Here is an 18,015-nt window from a genome sequence, read left to right on the forward strand (position 1 = left end):
GTATCAGCGGGGATTTTAAGCGGCTATGCAGATGGAACGCTGCGTCCAAATAGCGGTTTGACACGCGCTGAGCTTGCAGTTATTATTGCTCGTTCTATGAAGCTGGAAGACCAAAAGGACAAAGCAGCAAACTTTACTGACCATTCTAAACTGCCAGAGTGGGCAAAGGGCGCGATTGGCGCAGTAGCTGCGAAAGGGATTATGCAGGGCAAGGAAGGCGGCAAGTTTGACTTCAATGCCGTGGCTACCAGAGCGGAAGTCATTACAATTCTGCTCCGTATTTTGGAGCTGGATGAGAATTAAAAAGATCAGTCAGCATAATTATTGCCAGCGGRTCGTAGAGTCTTAATCAGTGAGGATGTCAGCGGCGATTAGCCAAGGCTGGCATCCTTTTTATTTGCAGATTAGGATGAATGAAGAAACCATTTAATTATGATTAAATGGAACAAAAGAAATGAAGTTTAAGCACAGCGACCAAAATGTATGAATAGCGCGTAACCTTGGATTTGTCATACGTTTATAAAAAGAGAAAATTCGACTAACTCCGAATATATTTACATTTACATAACCAAATTCCTCTTATACGATGAAAGGAATTCGTATAAAATCAATCACTCTATTTAAATTCAATCTACAGCTAAGAGAATGCTTCATAGACCACATGCCCGGTTTCAAGTATTTTGACCCAAACAATATGATTGCGCTTTCAATTCCTGTTAACATCATGGATCGTTGTTGTAAACATGCAAAGTACCTTAGATAACAAGGCGGGGATCTTATGTACAAGTTGTTGATTGTCGACGATGAGGCGCTGGTTCGAGAAGCGATAGAAGATCAAATGGATTGGGAGAGGCTAGGTTTCGAATGCATAGGCAGCTGCGAGGACGGCAAGGAAGCGCTAGATTTCATTAACCGTCATACGCCGGATGTCGTGTTGACCGATATTGGAATGCCGTTCATGAACGGCATTGAGCTGACGCGCGAGCTTTCTGCTAATTTCCCGAAAGTGAAGGTCATTATTTTTACAGGCTACGATGATTTCGATTTTGCCCAGCAGGCTTTGAAATTGCAAGCTGTTGACTATATTTTAAAACCGGTTACGGCAGCGGAACTTGAGCAGGTCATTTGTAAGCTTCGTTCTGAGCTTGACAGCGAAAGAAATCAAATGCAAGATTTCGAGCAGTTGAAGCGTCAATTGAGGGAGAGCCAGCCTTTGTTGAAAGAGCGTTTTTTGGAACGATTTGCGACTTCGCCAATGACAGAAAAACAAAAGAATGAGAACTTTAGCTATTTTGATATTGAGTGGGACGGCTCCTTCGTGATTGAGCTGGCCATAGAAGTAGACGAGTTCGTATGGAGCCAGCCTAAGACGTTGTCCGACGAGGAACTTATTCGTTTTGCTGTTTATAACATTGCCCAGGAAATTATAGCTGACCGTTCCGGGACACTTATTTTTAGAGATCGGGAAAATCGTGTGCATGTCATCATTTCTGGTCATCAGAGGGATGAACTGCATGATCTATCGACGCAGGTGGCTGAAGAAATTCACAGTACGATAACCGATTACCTGCCTGTTAAACTTTCTATAGGCATCGGACATGTATGCAGCTTAACGGACAAAGTGCAGCGTTTAAATCAATCTGCTTTGTCAGCGCTTGATTATCGTTTTGTCATCGGTACCAATCAAATTATATGCATATGGGATATGGAGCAGCGAAAGCGGCCGGAGTTGTTGTCGCTCATTGATTGGGAAAGTGAACTGGTCACGAAACTGAAAACCGGATCAACGGAAGAGATGGATGAATGGATTGGGCAAATCTTCATCATGTTCCGCGAACATGCTTTTCCATTCGATATTTGCCACATGTATCTGCAACGGATTGTATTGACGATTATGCACACGCTCTATGTCATGGGCATTGACAGTGCACAAGTGTTCGGAGCAAACCAAGCTCCAATGAATGAAATGACTAAGTTTGCGTCGATGGGTGAAGTTGAAGCGTGGCTGAAGGAGCAATGCGCGAAAGTAGTCGGATCAATCAAAAGCATGCGGGAGCATCAATGCGTGTTCCAAGTCGCAAAGGCGATAGAGTACATCAAGCTGCATTATATGGACCCGAAGCTATCATTAAAGTCGGTGTGTTATCACGTATCGATGAGCTCAAGTTACTTCAGCACCATATTCAAGCAAACCAACGGTAAAACGTTCGTGGAATTCGTAACCCATCTGCGTATGGAGAAAGCGAAGGAATTATTAATTGTGTCAGCTTTAAAGAGCTATGAGATCGCATATGCCGTTGGCTACAGCGATCCTCATTATTTTAGCGGCGCATTTAAGAAGCATACGGGAGAAACCCCAACGGATTATCGCCATAAAAAAATAAAAGGGTTAGTGTGATACGAGTGAGAATGTTTTCACGATTGCCGAGTATTCAGACGAATATGGTGCTTGCCTCGGTCGCGCTCATCATTATGACGAGCATTATGATGAGCGTTACTTCCTTTTACTTAACTAAGGATTCCGTTAATTCCACAGCGCAGACGTATACTACGGAGCTGGTGAAACAGGTAAACAACAATATTAAATCCTACATTAACGGAATGAAGTATATGTCTGATCTTGTAGCTGGCAATTATGCAGTTCAAGTTTATTTATCCTCAGCTTCCTTTAATAGTTTAAAGGAAGAGAAGGATTACAAGGAAGCGATCTCCGAAATGTTAGGTGGGATGCTGGTATCCCGAACGGATATTAGCTCAGCGAACATTTTCGGTTATGGCGGACAGTTCGTGTCAGGCCGCAAAGAGCTCGAGTTAAATCCAAACGTCGATATTACAAGTATGAATTGGTATAGGAACGCTAAAAGCATGGGCGGGCAAAGCGTTATTTCCTCTTCGCACGTGCAGCCTATTTTTAAAGACATGTATCCTTGGGTCGTATCATTGAGCCGGGAACTGGTCAGCAAGGACGGGAACAAGAAGCTGGGCGTTTTTTTGGTCGATTTGAATTTCAGTGTTATGAATGACATGTTTAAGGATATTCGCCTAGGCCAAAGAGGATATTTATTCATCATCGATTCGAATGGGAAAATCGTCTATCATCCCCAGCAGCAATTGATTTATAGTAATTTGAAAACAGAGATGATCGATAAAGTGCTGGAAGTCAGAAATGGAACGTTCATAAGCAATCAAGGCAGCGAAAGCCGAATGTACACGGTTCAGGATTCTGAGTTTGGCTGGAAAATTGTCGGTGTCTCCTACGTAAGCGAATTAGCTGAAAATCAGAGTAATGTGCTGCTGTCTATTATTGTTTTGGGAATCATCTGTATTATTATCGGAATTATTATTTCATTATTCTTATCTCAACGCGTGAGCCAACCGATCAAACGCTTGCAGGGCTATATGAAGGAAGTGGAAAAGGGGAATTTCGATATCCATGTCCCCGGTCACAGAACGGTAGAAATCCAGAGGCTTGCAAGAGCGTTTAATATGATGGTCGGTAAAATTAAAGAGCTGATGCAGCAAACGGTACTCGATCAGGAACAAAAACGCAAGAGTGAGATCAGCGCCCTTCAAGCCCAAATCAACCCTCATTTTCTTTATAACACGCTTGATTCCATAGTATGGATGGCCGAGAGCAATAAGTCTAGGGAAGTTGTGTTAATGACTTCGGCGCTTGCCAAGCTTTTCCGCTCGTCGATCAGCAAGGGCGAGGAACTGGTTTCAATTAAAACTGAAATTGAGCATATTACGAACTATTTAATGATTCAGAAAATGCGGTATAAAAATAAGCTGGATTATCATATCGAAATATCCGAATCGATTCAGGAATATCGGGTCATCAAAATCATTATGCAGCCGCTTATTGAAAATGCGATCTATCATGGCATTAAGATGAAGCAGGGACCTGGTTTCATCCGGGTTGCTTGCGAAGAAACGGACTCGGACATTATTCTGATTGTTGAAGATAACGGGAATGGGATGGATGAGGAGAAATTAAAGTCGCTTCATCTTCCAGCTTCCGTTACGGAGGGCGGAAGAGGAGTCGGCGTGCAAAATGTTCAGGAACGGCTTAAGCTTTATTACGGGGCGCAATACGGATTAACCTACCAGAGCGTGCTAGGGGAGGGAACAACCGTCTATATCCGTATTCCTAAAATACGCCAAGTTCTGGAGGACGAGAGACATGGCAGGAAGTCATAAGTGGGTAACAACCGCCGTTGCACTCCTTCTCATCGCTGTGGCCGTTTTTGTATATGGGCATAATGGATTATCTGCGAAAAAGAAGATAGAGGTTACGGTAATCCTTAAAACTATCGATACATCGGTAGAATTCTGGCAGGTATTAATTGACGGCGTGCATGAAGCTGCCCAAGAGTTTAATGTAAACGTTCAGGTATGGGGGACAAAGTCGGAAACGGACGTTGATGAACAAATTGCCCTTGTGGAGAAAGCGATATTAAATAAGCCAGATGCGATCGTATTGGCTGCGACCGATTACGAGAGACTCGTACCCGTCGCAGAGAAAATAAAGAAGAGCGGAATTAAGCTTATTATCGTCGATTCGGGAATCAAGTCAGATGCAGCCGATAGCATCGTAACGACGGACAACGTCAGTGCTGGCAGAGAAGCGGGCGAAGCGATGAAAAGCTTGATCAAAGATAAGGCTAAAATAGCTATTATAAGCTATGTCAAAAGCGCTGCTTCTCATATCGACAGGGAAAAGGGCGTTCATGAAGTTTTAGAAAATTATCCCGGAATCGAAATGCTAGGTACGTACAATGGCGAGGGCTCCGAGCAAAATTCCTATTTATTGGCTATGGAAATGCTGCAGCAGCATAATGATGTGTTCGGCATTATCGGACTCAACGAGCCGACTACGGTTGGAGCGGGAAGAGCCATTCAGGAACTGGGATTAAAGGGGAAAGTGCAACTGATTGGATTCGATAGTTCTTTCAACGAGATTAAGCTTTTGGATGAAGGCGTCATGAATGCTACGGTGCTTCAAAGGCCTTTTCAAATGGGTTATCTCAGCATTAAAACGGCCATGGAGGTTGTTAAGGGCAAGAAGGCTGCGAAGCTTATCGATACGGGCTCACTGCTTATAACGAAACAAAATATGTATGAAGAGGAGAATCAGAAGCTGTTGTTTCCGTTTGTTGGAAATGAATAGATGAACKAAGCTCAGAATAATGGAAGATTGGCAGAGTAGGCGTAAGCCTGCTCTGCTTTTTTGTTGTTAACGACTAAATAGGTTGAACTAGTAGTTTAAGCGAAGCGAGAAGATCGTTCTGGAGATACGAAGTGTTCGCCTTTGCGGCCGGATTCTACCCTTTAAATGTCTTATCAAATCCAAGAATCTGGCTGCAACAGCGATCGTAAGAATGATCTGCTCGCGTAGCGTCCAAAATGAAAAGTTTAATTGAAATTATTTAGTTGGTCTCTAACGGATTGAATCCCCAAAATTATTCGACTCTTACAAGAAGAAATCACATGTAAGTGGCGGAATGAACCGTGTAAAGTTATCGGTAACAACATGAATAAGGAGAGGGGAGATGAAGCGATGAGTGAGAGTCTAGTGCAAATGGAAGGAATCGTGAAAAGCTTTGCCGGGGTTCATGCCTTAAAGGATTGTAAGTTCGACCTGCGGCCTGGCGAAGTACACGCACTTGTGGGGGAGAACGGCGCCGGGAAATCGACCATGATGAAGGTGTTGACTGGCGTGTATCAGATGGACGAGGGACGCATTCTCTATCAGGGAGAGGAAGTACGTATTCCGGATACACGAGCCGCTCAAAAAAAGGGAATCAGCATGATTCATCAGGAGATGAATCTCGCAGCCGATCTTACCGTCGCGCAAAACATTTTTATCGGCAAAGAGCCGCGGAAAGCGATAAAACTGTTTCTGGACGAGAAAGAGATGAATCGACAAACCACCATTTTGCTCAGACAAATGAATCTGGATATCGATCCTACCACGCTTGTATCGAAGCTGACGGTCGCCAAGCAGCAAATGGTTGAAATCATTAAAGCCATTTCCTACGACTCTCAAGTGTTAATTATGGACGAACCGACAGCCGCGCTTAGTGATGCGGAAATTGAGGAATTGTTTAAGATTATCGTCCAGCTGCGAGCTAAAGGGGTAGGCATTGTATACATCTCCCACCGTATGGCGGAGCTGAAACGAATTACCGATCGCATCACGGTTATGCGAGACGGAAGCTACATTGATAYGGTTGCGACCGCCGATACAAGCATCGATAAAATTATTTCGATGATGGTAGGCCGAGAGCTCTATCAATTGGATAAGACGAACCGGTTAAAGGACGAATCGAGCGAAAGCATGCTTGAGGTACGTAATCTAAATCGTAGAAATGTTCTTCACAACGTAAGCTTCACGCTGCGCAAGGGCGAAATACTTGGCGTAGCCGGATTAGTCGGCGCAGGAAGAACGGAGGTTGCCCGGGCAATCTTCGGTGCTGATCCGCTCGATTCCGGTGAGATCCGCGTGCATGGCCGCAAGGTACGGATTAACGGGCCCCATCAGGCCGTGAAGCATGGCATTGGGTATTTGAGCGAGGATAGGAAGCACTTTGGGTGCCTGCTGGAAATGGATGTTTCAACGAATGCCACGTTGGCAACGGCTGGTCGTTTCACAAGGGCTGGTTTTTGGATGAACGAAAAACGCATGAATGAGATTTCGACTCAAATCGTGGAGGAGCTTAAGGTAAAAACGCCAAGCATAAAACAGAAGCTTAAATTTCTATCCGGCGGGAACCAGCAGAAGGTCATCATTGGAAAGTGGTTAACGAGGGACTGCGACATCCTAATCTTCGATGAGCCGACTCGGGGGATCGATATCGGAGCCAAAAGCGAGATTTATAAGCTTCTTGAGAACTTGGCGGCTGCAGGCAAATCGATCATTATGATTAGCTCGGAACTGCCGGAAATTTTAAGGCTAAGTCATCGTATCATCGTGATGTGCGAAGGAAGAATTACCGGGGAGCTTATGAATGATCATCTCGCGACCCAGGAGCAGATTATGACTTATGCAACAGATCGAATCGGATAAGGTCGGGAGGGAAAGGAAGAGAAGCATGAACAAAACAACAGTGGTTGAGCAGAAATCGCATTTTGCGATTAAGTCAGGGCTGCAGCAGCTCTTAGTATTTGGAAGTTTGATTTTGCTCGTTATCTTTTTTTCTATCGCATCGGATAATTTCTTTCATTTTTCCAATCTCATTGGCATTTTGCTCTCCACCGCGGTTATTGGCGTACTGGCGTTAGGATCGACGTTCGTCATTATTACGGGCGGCATTGATCTTTCGGTTGGCACGGTCATGACGCTGTCCGCAGTCATGACTGGCGTCTTCATTACGATCTGGGGTCTGCCTATTCCAATTGGTATTATCGGCGGTTTGCTGACCGGGGCGTTATGCGGATTTTTATCAGGCTTTACGATTGCTAGACTGGGAATTCCGCCATTTATCGCCACGCTCGCGATGATGATGATTGCCAAAGGGTTAGCATTAGTTATATCTGGAGCCAAGCCGATCTATTTTACCGACAATGAAGTTTTTATGGAAATATCATTAGGGTCGGTATTAGGTGACCTTATTCCAGGCTTCGATATTCCGAACGCTGTCCTTATTTTTTTCATCGTAGCCATCCTCGGGAGCATCTTATTGTCCCGAACGATTGTTGGCCGTTACAACTTCGCAATCGGCAGCAATGAAGAGGCGACGCGTCTATCCGGCATTAACGTGCGAAATTGGAAAATCGTGATTTATACGATTACAGGCGTGTTTACGGGAATTGCCGGCATTCTGATGGCATCAAGGCTGAACACGGCGCATCCTTCACTCGGCGCGGGTTACGAGCTGGAAGCGATAGCAGCGGTAATTATCGGCGGCACCTCATTAAGCGGCGGCAAGGGAACGATCTTGGGAACCGTAATCGGCGCACTCATTATGAGCGTATTGACGAACGGTTTACGCATCATGTCGGTTCCTCAAGAGTGGCAGACGGTCGTGGTTGGTTTTGTTATTTTACTCGCGGTATATGCGGATATTTTGCGTCGTCGCAAGGCTTAACAGCGATATAGTCTCCTCCGGAGGTTATATATAAATGCAAATATAATTCATTATGAAGGGGATATGAACATGAGAAAAGTATGGATGATGGCGGCTTTGGTACTCGTAGTATTCATTAGCGCTTGCAGCTCGAACGGAGGCAGCAATTCACCTACAAATGCGCCAGAGTCAACTAAAAAATCGAGCTCTGAAGCGCCTGCGAACACGGAGAAAATGTATGTTCCGGTTATTTCCAAGGGATTTCAGCATCAATTCTGGCAAGCGGTTAAGATCGGTGCAGAGAAGGCAGCAGCAGAGCTGAACGTGGATATCACTTTCGAAGGCCCAGAGTCTGAATCCCAAGTCGACAAACAGCTTGAAATGCTGCAAGTTGCATTGGATAAAAAGCCTAGCGCAATTGGTTTCGCTGCACTGGACAGCCAAGCTTCGATCCCGCTGCTCAAGAAGGCTAAAGACGCCGGCATTCCTGTTATTGCATTCGACTCCGGCGTTGACAGTGACATTCCGCTTAGTACAGTAGCAACGGATAATGCGGTTGCCGCTGGTGTTGCAGCAGATAAAATGGCGGAATTAATCGGCGGTGAAGGCGAGATTGCGATTATTGCCCATGACCAAACGAGCCGCACGGGCATCGATCGTCGCGATGGCTTCAAGAAGCGTATCGAGGAAAAATACCCAAATATTAAAATTGTAGATATTCAGTACGGCGGGGGAGATCATCTCAAATCGACCGATGCGGCAAAGGCGATTATGCAAGCGTACCCGAAACTCAAGGGCTTCTTCGGTACCAATGAAGGTTCCGCCATTGGAGTAATTAATGCAGTAATGGAAGCAAAAGCGGTCGGTAAAGTGACGGTTATCGGTTATGATTCCGGTAAAGCACAGATCGATGCGATCAAGAATGGCACGATGGCTGGCGCTATCTCCCAAAATCCGGTTGGCATCGGCTATGAAACGGTAAAAGCCGCAGTTGCGGCTGCCAAAGGCGAAACGGTTGAACCCGCTATCGACAGCGGTTTCGTATGGTACGACAAAACCAACATCGATAACGAAGAGGTTAAAGCCGTTCTTTACGAATAAATAGATAAGCCAATCATTTCAAAGCCATATTGGGGCTGTACGTAAAGGAGCTCATCCTTCAGCGACAGTCCCGATCATTTTATTCTATTAAAATAACGGAAATTGAGGAGGAAGCTCTATGCGAAAAAGGCTTGTTAGCTCTACTCTTGCCATCGTATTGACCGTGACAAGCTTCACTTACTTGCCTGTTTCTTCTTACGCGGACCCAGCTAGCCCGGTGGCGAATCCAATCACTGATCCGGTGCCGCTTAAGTCTTGGTATACCAAAGCGGCAACGAACTGGGAATCCGAAGCGCTTCCGCTCGGGAATGGTTATATGGGAGCGATGGTTTTTGGAGGCGTCGATAAGGATCAAATTATAATTAATGAAAAGACCCTTTGGTCTGGCGGCCCAGGCGCCAACCCCGATTATAACGGCGGGCATAAAGACACTGCTGAACAGAAGCATGCTCTTCTGCAGCAAGCGAGAACCGAACTACAGGATTTGATGACACAGTTTTCATCAGGAACCCCTGCTTATAAGGATGAGAATGGCAAAGTGATTGCCCGTGACTATAGCAACAGTGATTCGATTAAAAAATTAATCAATGGAGTCGAATCTACAGAGACGGGCGGACTGATCGGGACGAAGAAAAATTTTGGATCCTATCAGGAATTGGGCTCCATATGGCTGCAGGATGTGAAATCCCTAAGACCGGCCATTACAAAGGTTTTTACTGCCCAAGACAACACAAAAAACGCTGGTGAGAAGGTAGATAAATTATTCGATAATAATACGGATACCAAATATTTTGCCGATGGTCACCAAGGAGCCAAGGAGTATGTGATTGAATGGGAATATGATAAGAACATGACGACGAAGTCCTATTCCATTACAACGGGCAACGATTCTCAGCCGAGAGATCCGAAAAGCTGGACAATCTCAGCTTCCAATGATGGAGTGAGTTATTCGATAATCGATACTGTAGGCGATTTTGATCTGGCAGGACGGAAACAAACTAAGCAATTTGAATTAGACGTGCCCGGCTCGTACAAATTTTTTAAGCTGAACATCACTTCTTTGTATGGAACCAATCAAGCTCTGCAAATGTCGGAATTAAAAATCATTTTCGACGAAAGCACTCTTCCGCAGGATAATCATCCTACCAATTATAAGCGTGAGCTCGATTTTAACAACGCTGTTGCAAGTGTGTCCTACAATCAGGGCGGTGCAGGAATAAAAAGAGAATACCTTGTCAATTATCCCGACAATGTGATGGCGATTCGTCTCAGCTCTACGGACAAAGGTAAATTCAATCAGTTCGTCAGCGTGACATCGGCACAGACAAGCAAGACGATCTCTTCACTAGGAGACACGATTACGATGACGGGCTGGCCAGCCGACCATAATAAGGCCAATGCGGCTAATGACTTTGACAACACGCTGCATTTTGCTATGCAAATGAAGGTAATTCCTTCCGGCGGAACTATGGTTGCAGAAAATAATGGAATCTTGGTACAAGACGCGGATTCGATCTTAATTCTGATGACCTCTGGCACCAACTATCAGCAATCCATGGACGATTCATTTGATTATTTTACAGGAGTGAATCCGCTCACCGCAGTTAGTGATAGACTGCAAGCAGCTGCACAGAAAGGCTATGACCAGCTATATGAGAGGCATGTTAACGATTACAAAAATTTATTTGACCGTGTTGATCTCAACTTGATGAATGCATCTTTCCCTAACAAGCCAACGGATGAGCTGCTAGCAGGATATGCAAGAACCAATCAGCCTTTGGAAGACCGATATTTGGAGCAGCTATACTATCAGTTTGGCAGATATCTATTAATTTCATCTTCAAGAGAAGGCTCTTTGCCTGCCAATTTGCAGGGTGTATGGGCTGCTGGAACCAATCCGCCGTGGAGTGCAGACTATCACGTCAATATTAACTTGCAAATGAATTACTGGCTTGCGGAGCAAACGAATCTATCGGAAACCCATGTTCCTCTGATCGAATATATTCAGAGCTTAGTGCCTAGAGGAAGAATTAGCGCTCAGCATGGCTATGTCACACCCGCAGGCGATCCGGTAAGAGGATGGACGACGCATCACGAGAACAATATTTGGGGCAATACCGCACCTGCGGTAAGCGGAGCATTTTTCTCACCTGAAGATGGAGCGTGGCTTGCCCAGAATATATGGGAGCGCTATCAATTTACGATGGACGAAGCTTTTCTTCGCGATAATTACAGTATTATGCTGGAAGCTGCTTTGTTTTGGGTAGACAACCTGTGGGAGGACACGCGCGATGGTACATTAGTTGCGAACCCCTCTTACTCTCCAGAGCACGGTCCTTATTCATTGGGTGCGACTGAGGTCCAAGCGGTCGTTTGGGGAATATTTGAGGAAGTCATTAAAGCTAGTGAAGTCTTGAACAAGGATAGCAAGGAATTGGATGAAATTATGAAGGCACAGTCCAAACTTGCAGGTCCTAAAATTGGTCTTGGCGGGCAGTTCATGGRGTGGAAGGACGAAGTGAACATGGACCTTACAGGAGACAACGGCCACCGTCATACGAACCACCTGTATGGGCTTCACCCAGGTTCGCAAATTGTAGCAGAGCGAAGCGAAGAGGAAGACAAATATGTTGATGCGATGAAAGTTACCTTGAATACTCGGGGAGATGGAGGTACGGGTTGGAGCAAAGCATGGAAGATTAACTTCTGGTCGCGTCTGCGTGATGGCGATCGCGCACAGAAGCTGGTTAAGGAGATATTATACGAATCCACGCTTAGCAACTTATTCGATACTCATCCGCCGTTTCAGATTGACGGCAACTTCGGCGCAACAGCTGGGATGACCGAGATGTTACTGCAAAGCCAAGGTGGAGCGATCGAGCTATTGCCGGCGCTTCCTTCGAAATGGAGTACGGGCAGCGTGTCGGGTTTGAAAGCTAGAGGTAATGTAGAAGTTGACATGACATGGGATCAGGCAAGCCTCTCATCAGCGGTTCTGAAGACGGGTACAACAGGGTCCATCACAATCAAAGGAGCCAACATCAGTACGGCTACCGTCATGAATGGCAATACTCCCGTCGATTTTAGCATTGTAGATGACAACACGATTGTTATCTCAGCTCAGCAGGGTGATGCATATGTGATTAGTGACATTCAAGATGCTGCAGCTTCGCATAATCCTTACGTCATCATGAATGCGGTCGATGCAGATATCCTTTACGGCAGAATAAACAAGAGCTCTATAGCGCTGCAAGAGGCAGCAGCCGGAGATTATGCCATGTTTAAAAATGTTCAATTCGGCAATGAAGGAGCAAACAAGGTTCACCTTCAGGTCAGCTCGAACAAGAAGGTCCCTGAGGATTTGGGCAACATTGAACTGAGGCTGGACAGCCCTACCTCCCCGGTCATTGCGAGCATACTTGCAGACAACACCGGTGACATGGGGATATACAAAACGTTATCCGCAGGCTTGCCTTTTACCGTAAGCGGTACGCATGATCTGTATCTTTCTTTTACACGTCCTAGCAATCTGAAGTCTTTGCAATTTTTCACAAGCAAGGATAACGCCGCAATTGCGGGGATAAACATTTTGGGAAGTACATTGGTTGGCCTGCCAGCAACAGGAAGAACGGATGTGAGCTATACCGCATCGATTTCCTATAGCGACGGCTCGACCGAAACGGGCAGCAGCAACGTGAAATGGAGCTTAGGCGGGAACTATTCGGGAGTGAAGATCAGCAGCGATGGCAAACTGTCGGTTAAAGAAGGTGCAAGTACGCAGGATATCGTAGTTAGTGCCACATCTACTAAAGAGCCGCAATGGACGAAGCATCTTCAAGTTCGACTAGTCTCTGGCGTCATTCAGCCCCTCAAGCTCAGAGGGATTGATCGAAATGCGGAATCCGGCGGAAGCGGCTCTAACGGAAAGATGACTTTCAATAACGATTGGGTTCAATTCCTTGGTTCCAACGGCTGGTTGAAGTTCAACAAAGTAGAATTAAAGGATGGCATTCAAAATGTCATGATCGGATATGCTTCACCGTCTACCGCCACGAGAGAAATCCAAGTTCGCATCGCTGAACCGGATGTAGGGACTGTGAATGAAGCTGTGAAGGTCGCGACACTGAATATTAGTGGAACGACAGACGGTTGGGAGCAGCTTAAAGAGGTGTTTACCTCGGAAATTGCGGAGACTAACGGGGTAAAAGACGTTTATTTGTTCTGGCCGCAAACCGGCTTTAACTTATCCTATGCAACTTTAAATGTATTGCAGGCGAATGACGACTCTACGGTTTACCGTGACATTTCGTTCGATGTCTTGCCCGCTGACGCTGTCATTACGGTGGAGGATTCCGAAGGATACTTGTACAGCTCGGCAGGCGATGGCAAAGCCTTCCGATTGCCGGAAGGAGGAGCGTACACGTATACCGTGAGCAAGGTTGGCTTCATTTCGCAAAGCTCTGGCTTTACCGTGGATACTGACCTAGTGCTGCCTATAGAATTGGAGGCTAATCCAGTACAAGTGCAGCCAAGCTGGCCTGTGGGAAGTACGCTTACTGCATCCCATGTAGGCAGTACCGAGCTGATACTGACGTGGACGCCGGCAGCTGGCTATAACGAAGTAGCCGGTTATCGAGTATATAATGGAACAAACCTCGTGAGTACGGTAACAGGAAGCGTATATAGCTATTCCTTAAACGGGCTGTCACCGAGCACGACCTATACGTTTAAGGTCGAAGCAGGCGATGCAGACAATAACTGGAGCATAGATGGACCGGTCGCCGTAGTCACAACGATACCAGACGACACGACGCCTAGCGATACAACAGCACCAGTATGGCCAGCAGGCAGCTCGCTCAAGGCAACAAACGTAGGCTCCAAAGATGTCACACTCAACTGGACTAACGCAGAAGACAATGTTGCAGTGACAAGTTACAAAGTGTATAACGGAACGGAACTTTTGGCTACGTTGCAAGGAAATATTAATAGTTATGACGTGGCTGGATTATCTGCGAGCACGACCTATACGTTCAAGGTTGAAGCGGGCGATGCAGAGAATAACTGGAGTACTGACGGACCATCGACATCCGTAACCACTACCTCGGGTTCAGGAAGCGGTGGTGATAGTGGAAGCGGCGATGGAGGATCGGTGCCACCTCCAGTCACAACTAAACCGAATCATATCAAGGCTCCTGTACCTTCGATAGATTCATCGGGCACGGCAACGACCGTCATTGATTCGGAGACATTCCGTAAAGCAAGGAATGCTTCCAAGCAATTGTATATTGAGATCCCGAGCGTTAACGGCGCTAATGCCTACGATGTTACAATTCCCGTAGAAGCCTTCGAAGCAGGGGAAGCGGCCAGCACGGTCGAGATCACGACTCCACTTGGAACGGTAACGGTATCTGGGGCTATGCTAGGTGCTGCTGAAAAGACTGGAGCACATAACGTCTCGATTACGTTTACGAAGAAGGATACGAGTAAATTGAATACTACGGATCAGGCTAATGTATTCAATAGACCAGTAATCGGAATTGACCTCAAGCTGGATGGCGTTATAAAGTCTTGGAGCAATCCAAATGCACCGGTATCGGTATCGATTCCTTATACGCCTTCGCCAGCTGAATTGTCTGATCACGAACATATTGTTGTATGGGGTATTGATGAGACAGGCAAGGTCACCCCTGTACCAACAGGAAAGTACGACCCTGTCAAAGGTACTGTCACGTTTACCACAACGCTTTTCGGAGATTTTGCAATAGCTTACGTTAAGAAAAGCTTCACCGATATTGCCAACTTTGGATGGGCTAAGCAAGCGATTGAAGTCTTGGCATCTAAAGGGGTCATCAACGGTACATCGACTGACACATATACTCCTGACGCACCAATTAAAAGAGCGGATTTCATTCTTCTTTTGGTCAATGCCTTAGGCTTAAGCGCTACAACAGAAGGGAACTTCTCTGATGTGAATCCAGTAGCTTATTATGCGGAAGCTGTAGCCGTAGCCAAGAAGTTCGGCATAGCTACCGGCATGGGCGATGGAAAGTTTAATCCGGATGCGACGATTACAAGGCAGGATATGATGGTTCTTATCGAAAGGGCGATGGCATTYGCCAACAAGCCTTTGCTTGCAGGCACTTCTGCTGATGTGAATGCGTACTCCGATAAAGACAATATTGCAGATTATGCAGAACAAAGCATTGCTACCCTAGTCAAGAACGGAATCGTCAACGGAAGCGGCAATAACATCAATCCACTTGGATATGCATCAAGAGCCGAGACGGCGGTGCTGCTCTACAGAATTTACAACAAATAATGTTCGTGCTTCACCATGCACAAATAAAAAACACGCCAATAGAGGGCGTGTTTTTTATTTGTGAAATCACAAGAGCGCATATGGTAAATTATGCCCACAGCAAAGTTAGGAAAAACCAATGATTGGGCTCATGCCTACTTGGTTACCATGAATCCTTTGCGCGCCAGTTGTCAAAACATCTTGCGTGGTTAAATTCGCTGCATCTAGCGTTTCTTGGCAAATTTGCTGCGGAAGCCTGAGGGAGAGAGACCTTCTTTCTTGGAGAAACAGGTGGAATAATGCGAGATATGATGGAAGCCAACTTCATCTGCGATCTGGGCAATAGATTTGGAGGTTTGCAGCAGCAGCCGTTTGGACTGTTCGAGCCGGTAATATTGTAGATAGGTTATTGGGGTCATTCCGTACATTTTCAGCATCACCTTAGCCAGATAATTGGGGTGATAGTTCAACTTCTTTTGCAGCACCGAGTTCGTGATATCGCTGGCATAGTTCTGACGGATGAACAGTTCGATCTGCTCGGCGAGCTGAATCGCGGTGGCGTTCGTGGGGGAAGCGAGCTCGCGATCCAAATGTTGCAAAAATAACTGGAAGGAAACTTGCCGCTTCCAGTTCCGAAGCGACTGCGGTTCATTCTCCTGCTGAAAGAAGGTCTCAAGCGCCTCCAACGCTTTCGTCGACAGCTTCATGTGCTTGGGAAGGAAGATGGAGCAGACATCGGCGTGATTGACATACGCTAGCTTTTTGTGTTCCTCGATCAATTCCAGTTGGTTGCTCTGGCATTCGTTCATGTCTCGGCACATCTGCCAGCTGCCGAAGGTTTGAAAGTGAATCCAGATGATTTCCGTATCGGCTTTGCAGGGAGCGTTGCCGTAATGATGAGCATTCGGGAGAAGGATGAGTCCTTCTCCCTCATTGACTTCCCAGGTATGGTCATTTTCGGCAATGGGGAGAAGCCCTTTGCGGACGACAATCAGATCGAATACATTGATACAATTTCGGTCGATATGGGTATCTCCTACCTCGTAATAGGCATAACCGCAATCCACGAAATAGGGAATCGGTGGTGAGATAAAATGAAGAATCGTAGAGTCCACACTGTTTCCTCCTAAGATTGGAATCGTGAATATCAAGGTAGAAAATATTGTTATTTTTATAATACTTCATAGTTGTCTTTTAAATAAAGAGTTTCCTGCTGATCATCTGGCATAAGTTCGATTGCCCGATATTGGGAAATCGGCAGTGTAAGAACGAAGGTTGAAAATATTAAAAATCAGGTTGGAAAATGTTGTTTTTTTTCAAGGTACTTCATGTCACAATTCTATTAAAGCGCTTTCCTGAATCATGTCATCTTGCAACGGAAAAACACGACGGTTTGGTCAGGCGTAGAAAGGCTAAACGTTTCATTCAAACGATTAGCATTTAACATCATTTAATTGATGAAGGGAGAACGGGGCAATGAAAGTAGGAAAGAGACTTGGGGTAGGTCTAATCTTGGCTGCACTGACATTCAGTGCAATAGGCTGTGGGAACAATGGTAACAAAGAGACAAATACAACACCATCGGCAGAAGAGGCTACAAGTAAACCGGAGAATTCGCCTTCCAAAACGGAGAAGGTCAAGATTACGTATTCGATGTGGGGTAGCGAAGAAGAAGGGAAAACCGTCCAGGCGGCGGCAGACAAGTATAATGCTTTCCAAGACAAAATCGAAGTAAAAGTGGAAGCGATTCCTTGGGAAAACTACATGACAAAATTGAATACACAGGCAACGGCAGGCCAATTGCCGGATACGGGGATATTGAAGGAGGATGGCGTCATCCAGTGGTCCTCCGACGGCATGTTGAATGATGTGAGCTCCATGTACGATGGAAGCGACAGCAAGCCGCTCGATAGCATGGCCTACAAATATCAAGGCAAAACGGTAGCCTATGCTGCTGCCAATGAAATCCTCCTCCTTTATTACAACAAAGACATGTTTGACAAAGCGAATGTGGCTTATCCACCATCCGCACTGGATAAAGCATGGACATGGGATGAATTCGTAGCTGCGGCCAAGAAGCTGACGGTTGACAAGAATGGCAAACATCCTGACGAGGATGGTTTTAAATCGCAGAGCATCGTTCAGTATGGCGCCTCTATTGAAAATCTACCGTGGCAGCTGGAAACCTGGGCGCTTAGCAATGGCGGCGGTTTCTATTCAAGTGACGGGAACGAAGTGAGAATCGGAGAAGATGCCAGTACGGAAGCGATTCAGAAAGTTGCTGATCTATACTTGAAAGATCATGTTGCCCCGTTGTCGGTTGGCCAGACCGATGATGGCATTCAGCGCACTATCATTGCAGGAACGGTTGCCATGGCCACAAACGGTGCGTGGAATGTAGGAACCAGCTTGAATACAGCCAAGGAGAAAGGTTTGAACTATGGCGTTGCCGTACTGCCATATATGAAGGAAAAGGTTACTTTAAACACGGGAGGCGCCAATGTCGTATTCTCCCAGACCAAGCATCCGAAAGAAGCGATGGAATGG

General features: G+C 45.9%; 10 protein-coding genes. 9 read left to right on the forward strand and 1 reads right to left on the reverse strand.

Translation table 11 applies throughout. From position 1 onward, the window contains the following. From AB4Z17_RS23500 to AB4Z17_RS23535, 8 genes are all read left to right on the forward strand, one after another. Positions 1-303, forward strand: a 303-nt coding sequence (locus AB4Z17_RS23500) for an S-layer homology domain-containing protein (RefSeq protein ID WP_441962391.1), incomplete at its 5' end; no start/stop codon positions are given. Positions 304-778: 475 nt separating this feature from the next. Continuing rightward, positions 779-2,398, forward strand: a complete 1,620-nt coding sequence (locus tag AB4Z17_RS23505; protein ID WP_441962393.1) for a response regulator transcription factor — start codon at positions 779-781, stop codon at positions 2,396-2,398. 11 nt (positions 2,399-2,409) lie between these two features. Further along, complete coding sequence (locus AB4Z17_RS23510) at positions 2,410-4,200, forward strand: sensor histidine kinase (RefSeq protein ID WP_441962406.1); 1,791 nt, start codon at positions 2,410-2,412, stop codon at positions 4,198-4,200. After that, the gene (locus tag AB4Z17_RS23515) at positions 4,184-5,170 is read left to right on the forward strand and encodes a substrate-binding domain-containing protein (RefSeq protein ID WP_441962395.1); all 987 of its coding nucleotides are present in this window, start codon (positions 4,184-4,186) and stop codon (positions 5,168-5,170) included. Before AB4Z17_RS23510 ends, AB4Z17_RS23515 begins: the two co-directional genes overlap by 17 nt. Before the next feature lie 390 nt (positions 5,171-5,560). Continuing rightward, positions 5,561-7,069 (forward strand): sugar ABC transporter ATP-binding protein, encoded by a 1,509-nt coding sequence (locus AB4Z17_RS23520; protein ID WP_441962397.1) that lies wholly within the window; start codon positions 5,561-5,563, stop codon positions 7,067-7,069. Between the two features lie 25 nt (positions 7,070-7,094). After that, complete coding sequence (locus AB4Z17_RS23525) at positions 7,095-8,090, forward strand: ABC transporter permease (protein WP_441909285.1); 996 nt, start codon at positions 7,095-7,097, stop codon at positions 8,088-8,090. Positions 8,091-8,153: 63 nt separating this feature from the next. Next, entirely contained in the window at positions 8,154-9,170 is a 1,017-nt protein-coding gene (locus AB4Z17_RS23530; protein ID WP_441962399.1) for an ABC transporter substrate-binding protein, read from the forward strand. Positions 9,171-9,288: 118 nt separating this feature from the next. Further along, a complete protein-coding gene (locus tag AB4Z17_RS23535) occupies positions 9,289-15,489 on the forward strand; it encodes a glycosyl hydrolase family 95 catalytic domain-containing protein (protein ID WP_441962401.1) in 6,201 nt (2,066 codons plus the stop codon). A gap of 203 nt (positions 15,490-15,692) precedes the next feature. On the opposite strand, the gene AB4Z17_RS23540 is transcribed toward AB4Z17_RS23535, so the two are convergent. Next, positions 15,693-16,583 (reverse strand): helix-turn-helix domain-containing protein, encoded by an 891-nt coding sequence (locus AB4Z17_RS23540; protein WP_441962403.1) that lies wholly within the window; start codon positions 16,581-16,583, stop codon positions 15,693-15,695. 361 nt (positions 16,584-16,944) lie between these two features. Between AB4Z17_RS23540 and AB4Z17_RS23545 the strand changes: the two genes are divergently transcribed. Next, on the forward strand, positions 16,945-18,015 hold a 1,071-nt coding region (locus AB4Z17_RS23545; RefSeq protein ID WP_441962405.1), incomplete at its 3' end, for an ABC transporter substrate-binding protein.

The sequence above is a fragment of the Paenibacillus sp. TAF43_2 genome, assembly GCF_052113545.1.
Lineage (GTDB): Bacteria > Bacillota > Bacilli > Paenibacillales > Paenibacillaceae > Pristimantibacillus.